The sequence below is a fragment of the Streptomyces sp. NPDC031379 genome, assembly GCF_055569615.1.
The window spans coordinates 65,484-82,610 of sequence record NZ_JBVIIT010000035.1 but is presented as its reverse complement, the minus strand read 5'-3'; the positions used below and the strand labels follow the sequence as shown (position 1 = coordinate 82,610).

Below are 17,127 nucleotides of genomic sequence, written 5' to 3'. Positions count from 1 at the left end.
TGCACGCGGATACGACGCGCACAGCCAAGCCGAGGCAAGCGGTGTCAAGCATCAGGTGAAGCCACAACGTCAAGCATCAACCGAGACAAGACAAAGCCCCGGAAGCCCGACTGAGTTACAACTTTCTCTACTGGTTCAAGGCGGCTCGCTCCGCTCACCGCGCGCGGCCCGGCCCCCGGCCGGGCCTGCGCTCCTGTCTTCGCCCCGCTCCAGCCCGGCCGGCGCCCGCACCGCGCGCACAACAACAAGCCGAAGGCCACGAGGCGACTTCCGCACGGGAGCGGTCATGGTCAGAACGATGCCTCCGGCGGGGGATCGGCCGACACCGGGAGGAGGGGGGGCTCCGTCCCGGCTGCGGGTCCGTAGTGGCGTGCGTGAGGGTGCTCCCATCCCGTACGCCGTCGACCCAGGCAGAGCCGAGCAGACGTGGTTCATGGCGTCCAGGTCGTTCGTACAGTGGCGCGCTCCACCTGGACGCCATGAACCACGCCCGCTCCACGGTGTGTGGGTCGACGGCGTACGGGATGGGAGCTGAGGAGTGTGGTGGGCTGATCTCCACCCTGCTGCTTCACGTCCCGCCATGACTGCGTTGCGCGTCGCCAAGCCGGCCGATCAGCTTCTACTGACCAAATCGGAATCCCAAGAGGGTGTCTTCGGGCCGCGCATCCCCCAACGTGAGCCGTATGAATCCTTGCCAGGGAAGCCCTAGCTCATCAAGATCTGCCATGGGGATGTTATCGCTGTTAATGAAAGCGATATATTGGAAGTCCTCGCTTTCACTGTGCATTTTTGCATAACTGAGCGCTAGGGCGATCTGCCGTTCATCCACGCCTTCGAAAAGCAAGCTGTCATGCAGCAGAAAGCCCGGGTGACTATCGTGACTCTGCCACACGCGCGCCACAGACATGTCATAGGCGAAAATGGCCATCAAATCCACGCCATTAGACCCCCGACGCTGCAGCTTGGTCTCAAAGGTGAAGCCATTTTCGCTCAGCCCGAAGCTCAGTTCACCTGGCTGCCCATACAGGTAGCGTGTAACATCGACGAAGTTGGAAATTACCTGTGACCATCGAGGCCGACGTTCTGCGCGATCGAGGAGCGCTCTGCTTAGGAGCGCCTGGCGCCCAGATGCCACCGTAGCCTCTTCAGCGGCAACGCTTTCAAGTTCTTCGATCCGCTTCTCTACTTCATCCAGCCGTTCTTGCGTTCGACCGAGCTTGAATTGAAGGGCTCCGAGATCTTCGACCGCTCCGCCAGCATTAAGAGTCCGCATCAAGTCCGCTCGCTCGCGATCACGCGCGTCGAGTTCACGTTGGATTTCTGTTGAACGCGCGCGAAGTCGTGTTAGCTCGTTGCGCAGATATTCTCGCCGATGCTTGGTCACGTCGCTGTGGAAACGAAGCACGTCGGACAGGCTGCGCGTGACTGTCTCAGAGAACAGCAAACCTGCTTCTCTGTAAAGTTCTTCGACTCGCTCAAGATCTCCAGGTGATTCGGCACGCATTTGCTCCTCGTACCGCTTAATTACCTGCGTGATCACGGTGGACTCATTTGCCAGCTCACGCATTTCGTCAGTAAGGGCCCGCGTCTGTGCCTCTACTTCTGCGTACTCCGGCACGACGCGGAATGTCGCGACTTGATCACGCAGACGCTGCTGGTCGGAGATCAACTGCACGCGCTCATTTTCCAGTTTAGCCAGTGCCTGGCGCTTCTGCGCTGCGGAGGTATGCGACGGAGCCCTGACCCTTTTATCGTTGTCTTTAAGCTCTTGCCATTCGGCGGCATGACGCCAGTTCAAACCAACTAGAAAAGCGTTGTACACCTGCTTTTGCCAGCTGCGGACTTGGCGTGAAGTAGTGAAAGGTTCCAAATACGCATCGCGTCCGGAGCGTGCGAAGTATGAGATCAGAGCACGGAACGACGGAGAGTACTTCGCCATCGAGGCAGCATCCTCTGCGAGACCAAAGCAAAGCCGCCCCAGGTACTCCTTCCAAGCCTTCACCGTCACCTGGATCTCTCCCGACAATGAGACCTTCGCAGCCATCATTTCCGCGAGGGAGTCCGTATTCCCTGACAGTATGACTGTGGACGGAGACTCGAAGGAGCGAGTCACCGTGACGCTGTGGCGGTCAATTTCGAGATCAAGCGAGAATGCCCAGTCGGTTTCCCGCAGCTCGTAGATGACGTTCTTTCGAGTTACTGAAGACCCAAGGCAGAAGTGGATTACTTCAATCAGCGTGCTCTTCCCGACCCCGTTTCTGGAGTCGCGCTCGGTGGAGCCGATAGAGCGCTCTGCCACGACCAGGTTTATGCCGTCAAAAAAGGCCACCTCACGAAAGGAGGGCTGGTTGGCAAAGACTCTCCTGATTTTCAGTTTCGCCATTCGAGTGTACCTCCTTCAATGTCAACGAGCCCAACGATGTATAGAAAATCAAGGCACAGAATGAAGCGCTCATAAGAAAGGTCTGGGTCGCCCTTGCGCACCCTATCCCAAAGTTCGGAAACGGTGGCTCCACTTTGACGCGCCTTAAGGATCGTCGTCGCTTGACCTAGGATTGATTTATCGGTCGTGACGTATTTGCTCGGCGCGATCATGCGGATGTCGTTTCGAATATGTCGCACATCTGAAATAGATGAGCCAACACCGCTAGGCCAGCGGCATGTCTGTCAAAATCTGCCCCGCGCCCAGCCGCAAAGAGCTCTAGGAGTGCGAAAAGCCCATCACCGCGCACCCCATTATGGAAGTGCTTGTCGTACTCAACCCGGAACCCGGCTATAAGGCGAGCCGGAAAGTCCGGGTCGACGTGAGTAATCATTTTTTCGATGTAGCCGGCGACGAGCGGGGCTTGCATCAAGCCCATGGTTATTTTCTTTGCACTGCTGGGACCCAGCTGATTGTGAGTGATCTTCTCAGGTGGCGGTAGGGCGATATAGGGCGTTGAATCAGCCAATTCTGAACTGATGATTCGACTGCAGACGACCTCTAGCTCAGGAAACTTGATGTCTGCCATCTCAGACTCCAAGTTCCTGTCTACCCATGCAAGATGGTCCTGCTTCATAGCGAAGAGAACCTCGTTCGTATACTCTTCCGGTTGGCCGTCTACGAGACGGTGGCATGCAGCACACAGCAGCAGTAGGTTCTCGAAGCTATTTTTCTGCTTCATTTCGACCGATTTATCTGCCCTGGGGCCCGAGTCGGCGAACGCTACGATATGTGCAATGTCACCAGTGATGGTGGCCGTGCTCACGTCTGTAGCAGGAAAAATAATCTTCCGGCGACACGTCGGGAATGCGCACCTCCCTGCCGCAGATCCAAATAACTGCTTTAGCGTCTGCTCTGTGTATGAGCGGCTAGCTCCCACGTTCCCCCCAACTTGTCGTCTCTTGAGAGTACTTAGGCCCTCGACTGGGCGCCAGATCAAGGTAGGCGTGGGGGTGGTCATGCTGTACGTAACGAGCACGACTGCCCGAGGCATCGGCCGGCTACAGACGTCGCTGCCCGCTGGCGGGACCGTTTGCTGCACCGCCGAGCAAAGAGCCCTTAGTCCGTTGACTGTGGGCGATCGTTGCAAGGCTGGAGCCGTCCCCCTGGGCTGTCTCCGGGCCGTCCAAAGCCGTTTGACAGTGACCAACGACGACCACCAGGCGCCCGAGCCCACGGATGGTGACCGGCAACAAGCTCATCAAGATCCCCGACAAAACCCACGGCAGAGGACACCTCAGGTTGCGTCGCGTGGCGGATCCGGCAGGTTGTGCCACGCGTGACCACATCCGCCGGCACAGTGCAGCGTCCGCCTGCGGGTGTCGGCGATGCTGAAGAGGGCGACGAGCAGGCGGAAGGACTTGGTTAGTTCGTAGGTCGGAAGTGCTTCCATCCCGAAGCGCCACTTCGTGAGCATCACCGCCGGCGTGTGAGTGGGGCGAATGCCGGAACGCGCGATGCTCTCCGGCACGTCCTCTTTGCGTGCGCTAGCCTGCCCGCAGAACAACACCAGTGCGTGCAGGACTTTACGTTGGTCACCCTCTGAGAGGCCCTCGAACCACTCGACGCCCTCGTCCACAGGTCTGAGGCCCTGTGCGAGTTCGTTCAGGATCACCTCGTGTGCGTACAACACAGACTTCCACCCCCATGGTTCAGACCGACGGTACGCGCACGGCCACCCGTGGGCAGCATGGTTTCCCGCACCCTGACGACGGAGCCATCTGACGCAGGCAGCAGGCTCCCCAGTCGAACTCGCGCAGCACCTTCCTGGTGGTCCGAGTCCCGAGTGAGTGTCTAACTGCGTGACAACGCAGACGAACAGCGGCGGACAACCGCGGACGCCTGCGGACCGTTGCACCAGGTGAGAGCCAGATCAGCCCCAGGCCGTACCCTCACCCAAGTTGCTTCGGGACGAAGAGGTCGTGGGTTCAAATCCCGCCACCCCGACAGTGCAGTACCAGGTCAGGGGCCTGATCCACGAAGTGGATCAGGCCCCTGAGTGGTTCCTGGGGTCGTTTTGCCATAGCCGAGTCGGGATACGCCCGGATCCCCCTCGTGACGGGACCAGTTCGTCCAGCAGGCGGGTGGCCGGCCGGCGGAGCGTCCGCGCCGGAACCGACGACGCCGGTCTGCAAGCGGCCGACAGACGATGAGCCGAGGTCGGGGCCGGATGCCGTTCGAAGTCATCCTTTTATGGGCCGGCGACCTCGGCTCGTTCCTCAGTCAGCGTCTCCCCAGACAGCCTGCAGGTCCTCGCAGCGGACGGTGATCGACGCGTCAGTGAGCGCGATCTCATGCACGCAACCGCCGTGCTCATCCGGCAGAATCTCGTCGAGAAGCACGGTGTCGACCAGCATCCAATCGATGGCATGCGCATAGTCGATGGAGAAGTGCTTCACCCCTGAATAGCTGATACGCAGCCCGGCTTCATGCTTCCACTGATTCGGGGCGAATTTCAGTGTCAGCCCTCCGCTTTTGTCGGTGGCCACCTGAATACCGGAAAATTCCAGATCTTTGACACAGCGACTGTTTCCGTGCCCCAAAGCGTAATGCGCCGGATCAGACGCGAATTCCCTAGCCCCGGTCGGCAGTTGATCTCGAAACTTTGGGAGTTCGGCCAGGTAAGCCCTCGGATCCACATAGAACCCGCCATCATCCCAGACGGCCGTGACGTACTTCATTTGCAACCTTCCGCGGCGAGAGGCGGTCGCCTCCATTTGTCTCCGCTGATGTCCTCGGTCCCCTTGGGGCCAATTCGGCCGACTTTTCGCAATTCATAGATCATCCGGCCCTTGATGGCGTTCTCCACGGCGGGCGGGACTTCGACTTCCGCGGCTTTGATGCCGTGCTTATTGAACCATCCCTGACTGTTGAACAGCCCGACTTCGCGCATGGACTTGTCGTAGACGTGAATTTCCACGTCCATTCCCTTGTTGCCCACGGGGAAGGGGTCGCGCCGACCTGTGTACCCCTGCCCGAAGTTCAACGGGTTCTGCGGCCCCGTCGGCCCCTTTCCTGCCAGGCCGAGGTAGTCACTCCAGCTCAGCGGATTCGGTACATACGCGTGGTGATCGGGTGAGGGGACGAGGCCCAGCGGATCGGCGCTGATGTACCGCGCCGTCTCGGGATCGTAGTACCGGTGCAGGTTGTAATGCAGGCCCGTCTCGGGATCGGCGTACTGCCCCGGGAAACGCAGCGGGCAGTCGACCGGCGACGCGTCCTCCTCCGGGGCCGGGAAACTGGTGCCCCACAGGCTGGTGCGGCGCTGCCAGACCAGCTCTCCGGTCGCGGAGACCAGCTCCATGGGTGTACCGACGGAGTCGGTGAAGACGGCGTGGAACCGAGCGCCGCGCTCGGGGTCCGATTCCTCCGCCAACTGCGCCAGGAACGACGCATTGCCGGTCATCCCGGCCGGCTTGTGGCTCGTCTGGGCGACCGGGCGGGGATTGTCCGGTGCGTAGTCCCAGGTGGTGACCCAGCCATCCGGCGCGGTCTGCTCGGTCAGACACACGTCGTCCCAGACGAAATCCGTACGGTCGGCCACGGAACCGTCTTCGGCCACCCGATGCTTGGAGACGCGTCGGCCGAGCGGGTCGTACGCGTATCGCCATCGGGTTCCGTCCGGGGTGGTCACCTCCGTGAGGTGGTCTTCGGCGTTCCATGTGTAGGTCCAGGTATGGGTCTGGCCGTTCAGCAGCTTGCGGGTCCTGCGCACGAGACGGCCTTCGGCGTCATGCTCATAGGAGGTGCGACCGGCCAAGCGGACTAGCGTGCCGTCGAACCGGCGCTCACCGGGTGCCCCATGGGCGGGCGACGCGGCGTGCATCAGGTTGCCCGCCGGGGAGTACGCGTAGGTCTCGCTCCAGCCGTGGGCACGCGTTCGGGTGACGCGGCCCATGCCGTCCAGGTCGAAGCGGCGGGTGCCCGAGGTCAGCTCTCGGACCTCGGTGAGGTACCCGTCTGCTCGGTGGGCGTACGTCCGGTGCTGGAGTAGGCGGTCCGAGGCGGCGGTCAGGGTTTGCCTGGTCAGCAGCCCCGTCGCGGTCCACGTCTGGGTCAGCGTCGCCTGCGTACTGACGTCGCGCTGTGTCTCGCGGCCCGCGGCGTCGTGAACAAAATCCAGCGCGCCCGCAGACGATCGCAGGTTGAGCGGGCGTCCTGCCGGATCGTACGTCCACTCGGAGACCAGCCCGGAAGGTGTCACCCGTCGGGTACGACGACCGACGGCATCGTGGGCATACGTGGTCATCCGGTCGTTCACGGTTTCCGACAGCACTCGGCCGAGCAGATCTCGCCACAGTGCCACCTCGGCATCCGAGTTGGACGCACGGCTCATGCTGCCGTCGGAGCCGTAGGCGAACGTCGTGACGGATCCCGCGTCGGCGTACTGTTCCACGACCCGTCCGAGCGGGTCCCGCACGAAGCGCAGCGTCTGTCCGGCGCCGTTGGTGCGGGCTGCCAGGCGGTCGGCGGCATCGCGCGTGTAAGTGAGGGTACGGCCGTTGAAGTCCGTCTCTCCGGTCAGCCGCCCCGCTTCGTCGTAGGTGTACGACCAGGTCAGGCCCTGCGGGTTCGTGACGGTGGTCAGACGCAGCTCGGTGTCGTAGGCAAACGCGTACCGCGCGCCGTCCGGGTCCGTGCGGGTGGCCGGCACGCCGAAGTGGCTCACAGTGTGGTGAGTCGTGTTTCCGGCGAGGTCCGTATGACTGAGCAGGTTGCCCTCGGCGTCCCAGGTCCACGACTCGCGCGCGCCGTCGGTCAATTCGCGCCAGGACAGCTTGCCCTCCGTCGTCCAGCCCAGGCGAGTGGCGTGGCCGAGAGGGTCGGTCACTTCGATGATCCGGCCGAAGCGGTCGCGACAGACCGTCGTCGTGTGACCGAGTTCGTCCGTCAGCGCGTTGGGCAAGCCTGCCGCGTCGTACGCCACCGTGCGGGTATGGCCGAGGGCGTTCGTGATCGCGGTCGGGCGGCCCGCCTCGTAGTGCGCGTACCGTGTCTCGGCGCCGAGCGGGTCGACGGTCGTCAGCAGATTGCCCCGCCCGTCGTAGGTGTGCCGCCAGGCCGCGCCGCTCGGCTCGACCATCTCGGTCGGCAGTCCGAGCGCGTTGTAAACGGCCCGCGCCGAGGACCGGTTGGGCAGGGTGAGTTCGGTGATGTTGCCGCCGTCGTCGTAGGTGTACCGGGTGGTGTGGCCGAGCGGATCGGTCACCGCGACGGGATGGGCGCCGTACTCGTCCCACTCCGTGCGGGTGACGTGCCCGAGCGGGTCCGTCTCCTCCACTACCAGGGCCTCGGCGTTGTACCGGTGGACCGAGACGTGGCCCTGCGAGTCGGTGTACGTCGTTGTGCGGGTGGTGTCGTCGTAGGTCAGGATGCCGGAGAGGATGCCGTCGACGCCGTCGGTGCGGACGACGCGGCCCCGCTCGTCGTAGACGTACGAGAACCAGGTGCCGTTGCGGTCGGTCCAGCGGGTGACGCGGCTCTCGGTGTCGTAGGTGAAGCGGAGGGGTTCGCCGCTGGAGTTGATGACCTCGGTGAGGTTGCCGGCGGTGTCGTAGGCGTAGCGCATGACGAGCGTGCCCTCGTCGGGCGCGGCTGATGGGCGGTAGCGGGAGGGCGGCTCGTCCAGGAGGCGCAGGGCCGTGATGCGTGGGCCCTGGGTGTCGACGGCGACGTAGTAGCCGCCGGAGTGGCGGATGCCGAACGGGATGCCCTCGTCGCCGCGTTCGACGTCGATGCGGTTGCCGTTGCGGTCGCTCCAGGAGTCCAGCGCCAGGTGGAAGACGCCGAAGGTCGGGGAGGGGACAGGGGCGGCGAAGGTGCGCATCACGCCGGTCGTCGGGTCGGTGACCGTCATCGCGCCGTCCGGCTTGCCGTCCCACTCCAGGGGCCAGCGCGGGCCCTTCACCGGCATCGTGGGAACGCCCGGTTCGGGCACCGGGTACACCAGGCGCATGCCGTCCGCCGCGGCGAAGACGACGCCCTCGCCGTCGATCTGGAGGCACTCGTCCAGGGTGGAGATCCAGGTCGGGCCGAAACAGACGCCACCCCGGTAGGAGGAGAGGTGGGTCCGGGTGAACTCCAGCGGCAGACTGCCCGGCAGGGTCAGGTCCGTCTGCGTCATCAGCATGGCGCCGGTCGCCACGTCGATCGGCTCGCCCACACACGGGGTGCGCTCGGCGTTGCGGGCCGCCGGACCCAGCTCGACCAGGTCGGGGCGGAGCGAGGGCGGGCGCAGCAACAGGGGGGTGGTGTCGGCCAGCCCACCTTCCATGCTCGCCTTCAGCAGGCCGCCGCCCGCGCCCAGCGCGCCGCCGAAGATCATGCCGTCCTTGGCGGCCTGGTTGACCTCGTCCAGGCTGAAGCCGTCCTGGAGACCGGTCGCCATCTTCAGTGGCTGGGCCACGGCGAGGTCCACGGCGACCGATTCGACCCCGCCGAACGCGGCGGCGACGAGGGTGCCAGCGGCGATCTCGGCCACCGTCGTGGTGACGGCGATGCCCATGGTGGCGCCGAACTCGATGACCGCGTCGGCCGCCGCGACGGCGGCCCCGGAGGCGAGGCCCGCGGTGAAGAAGGCGAGGGTCACTCCGCCCGCGATCACGGCGGCGTCGATGCCGATCTGCGTCCAGAGTTTGTTGATCGCGTCGTCGATGGCGTCGGCGAACTTCTCCAGCGCCTTGGCCATCTCTCGCGAGGACTTCGCGAGGTCGCTCAGCCAGCCGCCGTCCTGGTCCTTGGCGTAGCGGCCCCAGAACTTCTCGAACGCCTCGATCGACTCACCCGTGTTGTGATGGATGATCGAGGACGCGCTGCGGTGCACGGGGGAGCGGACGTCGTCGACGGCACCCGCGAAGGTGCGCCAGGCTTTCGCCGCGTCCCGGAGCTTGCCGGAGTCGGCCTCAGGCCACCACAGGCCCAGCTTGAGAAGGATATGGCGGGCCTTGTCCTCAACGCTCACCGGCACCGTCGCTCTGCTTGTCGGTCTTCACTTCCGTGAACATGCCAGCGATGAGCTGGTCGTTGTCCACGTGCCCGTCCGCCATGTCCACCATGGCCTCATGAATGCTCGTCAGTCCGAGCACCAGGATGCCCGCCGCGCTCTCGATCTTTTTCTGCTGCGGCTTGTAGGCGTTGCCGAACTTGTCGCCCTGTTCGTCATGGCCCCAGGGCTCGCCCAAGCCGTCCAGGGTCTGAATGAGAGTGGTCAGCGCCTTGCTCAGATCGATGGCCCCCTGGTGGAAGGCAGGTGCCGCCGCCTTGATGTCGGCGGTCTTGATGTCCAGCACCTTGCCGGGGACCTTGCCGTCGCCCATTGCTGTCGTCTCCCCCGTTCGCAGCTGCGGATTCCGACCCTAGGGGAGAGAGGTCAAGGGCAGGTCATGTCAATTGCATGCGCGCGCAATGCGTCGGCGGTGAGAGTGCCCATCGAGAGTTCCTCCACGGGTCCTCCTGGTGGCTGGCCGTGACGGCGTTCCCAGGGCTTCCGGGCGGTTGATCACCGGGTTGGGTCGGGGACAAAATCAGGGACTCCGCGGTAATGCCGTACAGCGCCTCCGCCCCGGGCTCGGTGTCGGGCGGGAGGCGCGTGGGCGGGCAGCGCTCTTCGGACGCGCGCCCGGTTCCGTACCTGCCTCGCTTGTTTCCGCGTGCGTGTCTATCTGCGTGACTAGCGTTTCCCGGGTGTCTACGACCGCCACTCCTGCGTATCGATGATCCCGTCCATGACCACAGCGCCGGTCGCGTCCTCGTCTGCGCCGGATTGCGCTGGCAGGAGGGGCGGCGCGGCAACCCCCGCTGAGCTGGCCTTTCCTCGGTAGGGCGCCGCGCTCAGCGACACGCGCGTCGTACTTTTGCGCTCGGGGGGCAGGGGGCAGCATCACTGGTGACGCCGTTTGGGAGGAAGCGGACCCGACATGTCCGAGCATGACGATCACAGCCCTGAGACCGCCGACCTGAGGGAGCAGATCGAGCAGCTGAAAGAGGCTCTCGATTCGCACGCAGTCATCGACCAGGCGATCGGCGTCGTGGTCGCCTACAGCGGCTTGGGGCCCAGGCAGGGGTGGGCGGTCCTCAGGGAGGTCTCGCAGAACACGAACACCAAACTGCGGGAAGTGGCGGCGCACGTCGTGCACTGGCCCCAGTCCACGTGGCTGCCCCAGGAGATCCGCGGCGCTTTGGACACTGCGCTGGCCCGCCAGAGATCTTCCCGCTTCCCGGCACCGCACCCGCCCGAGGACGGCCTGTAGACACCACGTAGCGCCGCCTGCGTGCCCCGCAGAGTCACGGAAGCGACGGCGGGACGCCGCCCGCATGCTCGAGGCCGCCCGTCCGGGATCATCCCTCGGAATGCGGTCGGGCCCGGACGGGGGGAAGCTGAGCCCATGGTCGAGCGTTCCGCGATCGTAGAGGCACCCTGGGGATCCGGCGGCCGACGTGTGTACGTCGATGACGAGATCCTGGGCACGGCGTACTCCTTGCACGAACTGACGCTGCTCCTGCGACAGGCCGGGTTGGTGGGCGGGGACGAGCTGGACGTGGTCGACTCGGACATCATCGAGTGGCACGGCGGTGGTCCAGAGGTCTGGCCGCGCCAGGGTGGTGGGCCGGAGTGCTGGACGGCGCCGGGCGAGCTGCACCACTGGTGAAGGGACACGGCCCGCGGCCGACCTTGAAGCCGCCTGCGTCCGAATCCGGTTGCCGCCTCGTCGCCGGCTGCGCATCCTGCTCGGATGCGCTTCTCCGTCAACATCCCGAACTTCGGTGACTTCGCCGACCCCCGTAATGTCGCGACCGTTGCGGCTGCCGCCGAAGAGGCCGGCTGGGACGGGCTCTTCGTCTGGGACCACGTACTGCACCGGCAGCACCAAGGGCGTCCCTTCGGAGACCCCTGGATGCTGCTGACCGCCGCCGCGCTGGCCACCTCCCGGATCCGGCTGGGCACCCTGCTGACGCCGGTTCCCCGTTACCGTCCGCAGCAACTGGCCCGCCAGGTGGCCACCCTGGACCACCTCAGCGGCGGCCGGGTGATCTTCGCCGCCGGCCTGGGCGGCCCGGTCGAGGACGAATACCGCAGCTTCGGTGACGCCGCCGAGCCACGTCTCCTCGCCGAGCGGCTGGACGAGGGACTGGAGCTGTTGGGCCGCTTCTGGTCCGGCGAACCGGTGAACCACGATGGCCGGCACTACCAGGTCCGGGATGTGACGCTGCTGCCCGCCACCGTGCAACGGCCCGGCCCGCCGGTGTGGATCGGCGGGTTCTGGCCGCGCCGTGCGCCCATGCGGCGGGCAGCGCGGTGGGACGGCGCGGTGCCGCTCTTCGAGACGGCCCGGCATGGTCATGTGCCGGACGTGGCGGAGGTGCGCGAGCTGGTCGGCTATGTGCGCGAGCACCGTCCGGACGGGGCCGAGCGCCCCTTCGAGCTGGTGCTCGGCGGTGCCACGCCCCCGGACGCGGCGAAGGCCAGGGACGTGATCGGCCCCCTGTACGACGCCGGTGCCACCTGGTGGGACGAACGGCAGGTCCAGACCGGCCCCGACCTGGACCGCCTCCCCGCGGTGCTGCGCCGCGTCGAGGCGGGACCGCCGATGGTCTGATCAGCCGTTCGAGGTGGTGCCGGGCACGGTGTCCCCCTGCGGAATCGTGGCCGCGCGGGGAGGGAACCACATCACGCCGATCATGCAGATCGTGCGGAAACGCGTGACCGCCGGCACCGATCGTGGATGACCCGCCCCTTTACGGCGTTCTCGACGCCGGGTGGGACCTCGACCCGGCATGGAGACTGCGCGGACCTCAGCGCTGGCTGTTTCGGAATCCGATGATCACGGCGCCCCACCAGCAGACTTGGGACACGAGAGCGGTCGCGGCCCCCCAGGCCAGGAGGCGCGGCGTGGGGGCGGCGGCGGCCTGCCGCGTCATGCGCCTGTTCAGGAGGCCGGCCTGCAGACCGTTGAGGGTGAGGGTGAGCACCAGGCCCAGCTTGATGCAGGTGGCGGTGGAGCCGAGGTTCGGGTGGAGCATCACGCCGCTGGCCACGAGGCCGACGAGGCCGGTCCAGATGGGGGCATGGAGGCGGCTCGTGCTGTCGAGGGCTTCGCGCAGGGTGCACCGGCCGGTCAGGCACAGGAGCGCGTGATAGTCGGCCACCAGGACGGCTCCGAAGCCGAGCACGAGTGCGGCCAAGTGGGCGAAGAGCGCCACCGTGTGGAGGGTGGCGTCCACACGCATGTGCACGGATATCCACGCGCAGGCCGAGAGCGCCAGGCAGGCGGCGAATGCGGCGGCCCCGACCGTCCACCAGGTGTCGTACAGCCCCAGCCGATGGGTGGGAGCCGCCTGGGAGGACACGGGCGACTCCGGGGACAGCGTGGACACGGACGACTCCTACGACGTTCACAACAAAGATTTAGGCAAGGCTCACCTAAGGTCGTTTTCGAGTCAAGGCCGGAAATGGATGAAGGTTCAATCGCCACGCAAGCGTGATCGGGGCGGCGCCTCGGCAGCCTCGTAAACACCCCGAAAACAGGACAGAGGCCCATCCGCAGCATCGCGGATGGGCCTCTGAGGGTTCTGCAGCAGTGCCGGTCAGGCGGGGAGCCAGTCGGGCCACTGTGGTGGGACGTTGCTCGTGGGGCAGCGGCCGGAGTCGCCGGGATAGCCGTCCAGGGTCCCCCGGGTCGCGAAGAACCAGCACGCCAGTCCTGCTGTCGTAGCGACCACCAGCAGCGTCGGCAGCCAGACGCGGACCGGTGCCGGCGCGCGGAGCGCCGCGCGGCGGCCGACGGCCAGCGCCACGAACCCGACGAGCGCTTCGGCTCCCACGACCACGGGGAGCAGGAAGCTGAGTTCGAAGCGTCCGCCGGCGTCGTAGCCCGCGTCGCAGTAGGCACGCGCCCAGACGGTCAGCGACCAGGCGGCGCAGCCCATGGCGGCTCCGAACAGTACGGAGCCCGCCCAGGGGAGGCAGGAGTGGGATCTCTGCTCTGCTGTGACCACGACATGACATGACATCGGGCACGCCCCTCATGGTTCCCCGGCCCGCCCACCTCACAGGCCGCGCCGGTCGAGGGGCCGGAGGGTCAGCGTGCGGCGCCGGCCTCCCACATGTCCCGCAGCGACTGCCGGACGGAGATCTTCGGCGCCCAGCCCAGGAGGCGGTGGGCGAGCCGGACGTCGGCCTGTGTCCAGTCGCCTCCGTTCGAGCGCACCGAGCCGCTGGTCAGCTCGAGCACCCCGGGGTCCAGCCCGGCCTCGACGACGAGTTGCTCGAGCATCCGGCGCATGTCGAGGGCCTCGCCCCGCCCGATGTTGACGGTGCGGCCGGGCGGCGAGGACTCCGCCGCCCGGACGACCGCGTCGGCCAGATCCCGTACGTCGACGAAATCCCGCTCGGACCTGCCCACCTTGAGCTGCAGCCGGTCACCGGCAGGCAGTTCGCGGAGCCGGCCCACCACCGAGCCGAGGAAACTGCCCGCCGCCACACCCGGCCCGAAGACGTTCACCGCGCGCAGCACGACACCCTGCACGCGGCCCTCCCGGGTCGCCCGCAGCACGGCGTTCGAGCCGGCCAGCTTCGACAGACCGTAGGGGGTCTGTGGTTTCGGCTCGTACGACTCGTCGATCGCCGTGCCGTGCGGCACCGGACCGTATTCGTGGATGGAACCGATCTGCACGAACCGCGGTGGCGCGGGCATCAGGGCGGCGGCGGACAGCAGGCGCTCGACGAGTTCGACATGAGCGCGCTGGTTCTCCTCCGTCGACGCGAGCCAGCCTCCGGTGGCGTTCACCACCAGCCGGGCGCCGGCCGTCGTCAGGATCTCGGCGATCTCCGGACTCGATGCCGCCGACAGGTCCAACTCGGTGAATGCGCGCCCGTCGGCCGTCGGCGGACGCCTTCTGGCAACCGCGAGGACCCGGTAGCCCGTCGTCTCGAAGGCCGAAGCCACCTGCCTGCCGACGGAACCGGTGGCCCCCAGGACCGCGACGACCGGTCGCGGGTCACCGGACCGGCCACCGGTCACCGGTGTGGTCCCCGTACCGCCGTCGGCTACGTCATTCGGCACGTGATCGCTCCCTCAGGCTGGCGTAGCGGCCGGAATGGAATATCAGCGGACTCGCGTCCGCTCCCATGGACCAGTCCACCGCCTCGGCGATCACCAGTTCATGGTCCCCCTCGGTCTGGACGGTCCTGATCCGGCAGTCCAGCCAGCCGAGACCGTCCGCCGGCACGGGCCGCCCCGCCCGGGTGCGCACCCACTCCAGTCCGGCGAACCGGTCGGCGCCGCGTGCCGAGAAGGTCCGGCAGATCTCTTCCTGGGCGTCACTGAGGATCGTGATGGCGAACCCGCCCGTCGCCCGGATGGCGGGCCACGTGGTCGAGGTCAGCGCCGCGCACAACGCGATCAGAGGGGGGTCCAGCGAGACGGAGGTGAAGGAGTTCACCGCCATGCCCGCCGGCCCGCCCTCCGCGTCCGCGGTCACCAGCACCACTCCGGTGCCGAAACGTCCGAGTACGTCGCGGAAACCGCGCTGGGTCAGCACGGTCCCGTCTCCTGCCACCAGGTGGCATGGTCGGCGTACCAGCGGACGGTGTCGGCGAGCCCTTCCTCGAACGAGACCTGGGGCGCATAGCCCAGTGCCCGCAGTTTCGCGTCGACAAGGGAGTACCGGCGATCGTGGCCGAGGCGGTCCGGCACCCTCTCCACCCTGTCCCAGCCCACCCCGCAGGCGGCCAGGAGGCGGTCCGTCAGCTCGACGTTGGTCAGCTCGCGGGTGCCCGCTATGTGGTACACCTCGCCGACGGCACCGTGCTCGGCCGCGACCTGGATGCCCCGGCAGTGGTCGGTGACGTGGATCCAGTCCCGTACGTTCCCGCCGTCGCCGTAGAGCGGCACCGTGCCCCCGGTGAGCAGCCGGGTCACGAAGAGCGGGATGACCTTCTCCGGGTACTGGTAGGGCCCGTAGTTGTTGCCGCACCGGGTGATGACCACGGGCAGCCCGTGGGTGACGTGGTAGGCGCGGGCAAGCAGGTCTCCGCTGGCCTTCGAGGCGGCGTACGGCGAGTTCGGCGCGAGGGGCGCGGTCTCGTCCCAGGAACCGGACTCGATGGAGCCGTACACCTCGTCGGTGGAGACGTGGACGACGCGCCCGACCTTGGCCTCCAGGCAGGCGTCGAAGAGCCTCTGCACGCCGAGCACGTTGGTGCGCACGAAGTCGGAGGCCCCCTCGATCGAGCGGTCCACGTGGGACTCGGCCGCGAAGTTCACCACCACGTCGTGCCCCGGCACCACCCGCTCCAGCAGAGCGGGGTCGCCGATGTCGCCGTGGACGAAGGTGAACCGGCCGTCCACCGGTGCCAGGTTCTCGAGGTTGCCCGCGTAGGTGAGCAGGTCGAGCACGGTCACCTGGGCGCCCTGCCAGGCCGGGTAGGCACCGGCGAGCAGTTCCCGGACGTAGGCCGAACCGATGAAGCCCGCGCCGCCGGTTACGAGTACGCGCATATCTGCACCTTGCTGTGATCGCCGAGGACCAGACGGTGCGCCTGCGGCGTCCTCGGCGCCGGCGTCACCTCCACCTCGTGGCCGATGAGGGATGCCTCGATGCGCCGCACTCCGCGGATCGCGGCTCCCCGCAGGACGACGGAGTACTCCAGCTCGCTGTCGATGATCTGGCAGTCCTCCGCGACCGAGGTGAACGGACCCACGTAGGAGTCCTCCACCACGGCGCCGGGCCCGATGATGGCCGGGCCCACGATGCGCGAGCCGCGCACGACGGCGCCGGGCGCCACCGTCACCCGGCCGATCAGCTCCGAGTCACGCACCACGCCGGCCCGCTCGGGTTCCATGCCTTCCAGGATGAGGCGGTTCACCTCGAGCATGTCGTCGACGTTGCCGGTGTCCTTCCAGTAGCCCTCGGTGATCGTCGCCGCCACCGGGTGGCCGGCGTCGATCAGCCCGGAGATGGCGTGGGTGATCTCCAGCTCGCCCCGGTCCGAGGGGGTCAGGTCCGCCACGATCGGGTGCACGGCGGCGGTGAACAGATAGACCCCGACCAGCGCCAGATCGCTCTTGGGCTTCTCGGGCTTCTCCTCGAGCCCGATCAGCCGCCCGTCGGGGTCCAGCTCCGCCACACCGAACGGACGCGGGTCGGCGACCTTGGTCAGCATGATCTGGGCGGCGGGGCGCTCCTTGCGGAACCGCTCCACCAGTTCGGAGATGCCGCCGATCAGGAAGTTGTCCCCGAGGTACATGACGAAGTCGTCGTCGCCCAGGTACTCACGGGCGATCAGCACCGCGTGCGCCAGGCCGAGCGGGGCCGTCTGCGGCAGGTAGGTGACGTTCAGGCCGAAGGCCGATCCGTCGCCGACGGCGCGCTGGATCTCCTGCGCGGTGTCGCCCACCACGATGCCGACGTCGGTGATCCCGGCCTCGGCGATCGCCTCCAGTCCGTAGAAGAGCACGGGTTTGTTCGCCACCGGCACCAGTTGCTTGGCCGAGGTGTGCGTGATCGGCCGTAGGCGGGTTCCCGCGCCTCCGGCGAGGACCAAAGCCTTCACTCATCTCCCCTTTCGCTTTCCTCGGCTGACGTCCAGCCGAGTCGCACGCGTCGCACCGCCGGCCGGATCGGGCCGAAGGTCGCCGGGATCA

At 66.6% G+C, this 17,127-nt stretch carries 16 protein-coding genes; 3 read left to right on the top strand and 13 right to left on the bottom strand.

All coding sequences use genetic code 11. From position 1 onward, the window contains the following. Positions 1-619: 619 nt before the first annotated feature. From ACZ5CW_RS37185 to ACZ5CW_RS37155, 7 genes are all read right to left on the bottom strand, one after another. The gene (locus tag ACZ5CW_RS37185; protein ID WP_468609508.1) at positions 620-2,383 is read right to left on the bottom strand and encodes a DUF2326 domain-containing protein; all 1,764 of its coding nucleotides are present in this window, start codon (positions 2,381-2,383) and stop codon (positions 620-622) included. Further along, on the bottom strand, positions 2,371-2,595 hold the full coding sequence (locus tag ACZ5CW_RS37180; RefSeq protein ID WP_468609506.1) for an ABC-three component system middle component 6: 225 nt from the start codon (positions 2,593-2,595) through the stop codon (positions 2,371-2,373). Before ACZ5CW_RS37180 ends, ACZ5CW_RS37185 begins: the two co-directional genes overlap by 13 nt. After that, positions 2,592-3,248, bottom strand: a complete 657-nt coding sequence (locus ACZ5CW_RS37175) for a hypothetical protein (protein ID WP_468609504.1) — start codon at positions 3,246-3,248, stop codon at positions 2,592-2,594. The genes ACZ5CW_RS37180 and ACZ5CW_RS37175 overlap by 4 nt, the downstream gene beginning before the upstream one ends. A 471-nt stretch (positions 3,249-3,719) precedes the next feature. Next, positions 3,720-4,097: a DUF5958 family protein gene (locus ACZ5CW_RS37170; RefSeq protein ID WP_468609502.1), complete on the bottom strand. Its 378-nt coding sequence runs from the start codon at positions 4,095-4,097 to the stop codon at positions 3,720-3,722. A 604-nt stretch (positions 4,098-4,701) separates the two neighbouring features. Next, complete coding sequence (locus ACZ5CW_RS37165; protein ID WP_468609500.1) at positions 4,702-5,163, bottom strand: hypothetical protein; 462 nt, start codon at positions 5,161-5,163, stop codon at positions 4,702-4,704. Next, a complete protein-coding gene (locus ACZ5CW_RS37160; RefSeq protein ID WP_468609498.1) occupies positions 5,160-9,449 on the bottom strand; it encodes a DUF6531 domain-containing protein in 4,290 nt (1,429 codons plus the stop codon). The genes ACZ5CW_RS37165 and ACZ5CW_RS37160 overlap by 4 nt, the downstream gene beginning before the upstream one ends. After that, a complete protein-coding gene (locus ACZ5CW_RS37155; protein ID WP_468609496.1) occupies positions 9,433-9,798 on the bottom strand; it encodes a hypothetical protein in 366 nt (121 codons plus the stop codon). The genes ACZ5CW_RS37160 and ACZ5CW_RS37155 overlap by 17 nt, the downstream gene beginning before the upstream one ends. A 600-nt stretch (positions 9,799-10,398) precedes the next feature. Between ACZ5CW_RS37155 and ACZ5CW_RS37150 the strand changes: the two genes are divergently transcribed. The 3 genes from ACZ5CW_RS37150 to ACZ5CW_RS37140 all read left to right on the top strand — a co-directional run bounded on the left by ACZ5CW_RS37150 (position 10,399) and on the right by ACZ5CW_RS37140 (position 12,078). Then, a complete protein-coding gene (locus tag ACZ5CW_RS37150) occupies positions 10,399-10,731 on the top strand; it encodes an ANTAR domain-containing protein (protein ID WP_468609494.1) in 333 nt (110 codons plus the stop codon). 135 nt (positions 10,732-10,866) lie between these two features. Next, a complete protein-coding gene (locus ACZ5CW_RS37145) occupies positions 10,867-11,130 on the top strand; it encodes a hypothetical protein (protein WP_468609492.1) in 264 nt (87 codons plus the stop codon). Between the two features lie 84 nt (positions 11,131-11,214). Then, positions 11,215-12,078, top strand: coding sequence for an LLM class flavin-dependent oxidoreductase (locus ACZ5CW_RS37140; protein WP_468609490.1), 864 nt, complete (start codon positions 11,215-11,217; stop codon positions 12,076-12,078). Between the two features lie 196 nt (positions 12,079-12,274). Here the strand turns inward: ACZ5CW_RS37140 and ACZ5CW_RS37135 are convergent, their stop codons facing one another. The 6 genes from ACZ5CW_RS37135 to ACZ5CW_RS37110 form a co-directional block, all read right to left on the bottom strand. Further along, entirely contained in the window at positions 12,275-12,856 is a 582-nt protein-coding gene (locus tag ACZ5CW_RS37135; RefSeq protein ID WP_468609488.1) for a hypothetical protein, read from the bottom strand. Positions 12,857-13,066: 210 nt separating this feature from the next. Continuing rightward, a complete protein-coding gene (locus tag ACZ5CW_RS37130; protein ID WP_468609486.1) occupies positions 13,067-13,477 on the bottom strand; it encodes a hypothetical protein in 411 nt (136 codons plus the stop codon). A gap of 83 nt (positions 13,478-13,560) precedes the next feature. Continuing rightward, positions 13,561-14,544, bottom strand: coding sequence for an NAD-dependent epimerase/dehydratase family protein (locus ACZ5CW_RS37125; RefSeq protein WP_468609484.1), 984 nt, complete (start codon positions 14,542-14,544; stop codon positions 13,561-13,563). Further along, the gene (locus ACZ5CW_RS37120) at positions 14,534-15,040 is read right to left on the bottom strand and encodes a flavin reductase family protein (RefSeq protein WP_468609482.1); all 507 of its coding nucleotides are present in this window, start codon (positions 15,038-15,040) and stop codon (positions 14,534-14,536) included. The genes ACZ5CW_RS37125 and ACZ5CW_RS37120 overlap by 11 nt, the downstream gene beginning before the upstream one ends. Continuing rightward, on the bottom strand, positions 15,016-15,981 hold the full coding sequence (rfbB, locus tag ACZ5CW_RS37115; protein WP_468609480.1) for a dTDP-glucose 4,6-dehydratase: 966 nt from the start codon (positions 15,979-15,981) through the stop codon (positions 15,016-15,018). Before rfbB ends, ACZ5CW_RS37120 begins: the two co-directional genes overlap by 25 nt. Beyond that, complete coding sequence (locus tag ACZ5CW_RS37110) at positions 15,966-17,036, bottom strand: glucose-1-phosphate thymidylyltransferase (RefSeq protein WP_468609478.1); 1,071 nt, start codon at positions 17,034-17,036, stop codon at positions 15,966-15,968. The genes rfbB and ACZ5CW_RS37110 overlap by 16 nt, the downstream gene beginning before the upstream one ends. Between the last annotated feature and the right edge of the window lie 91 nt (positions 17,037-17,127).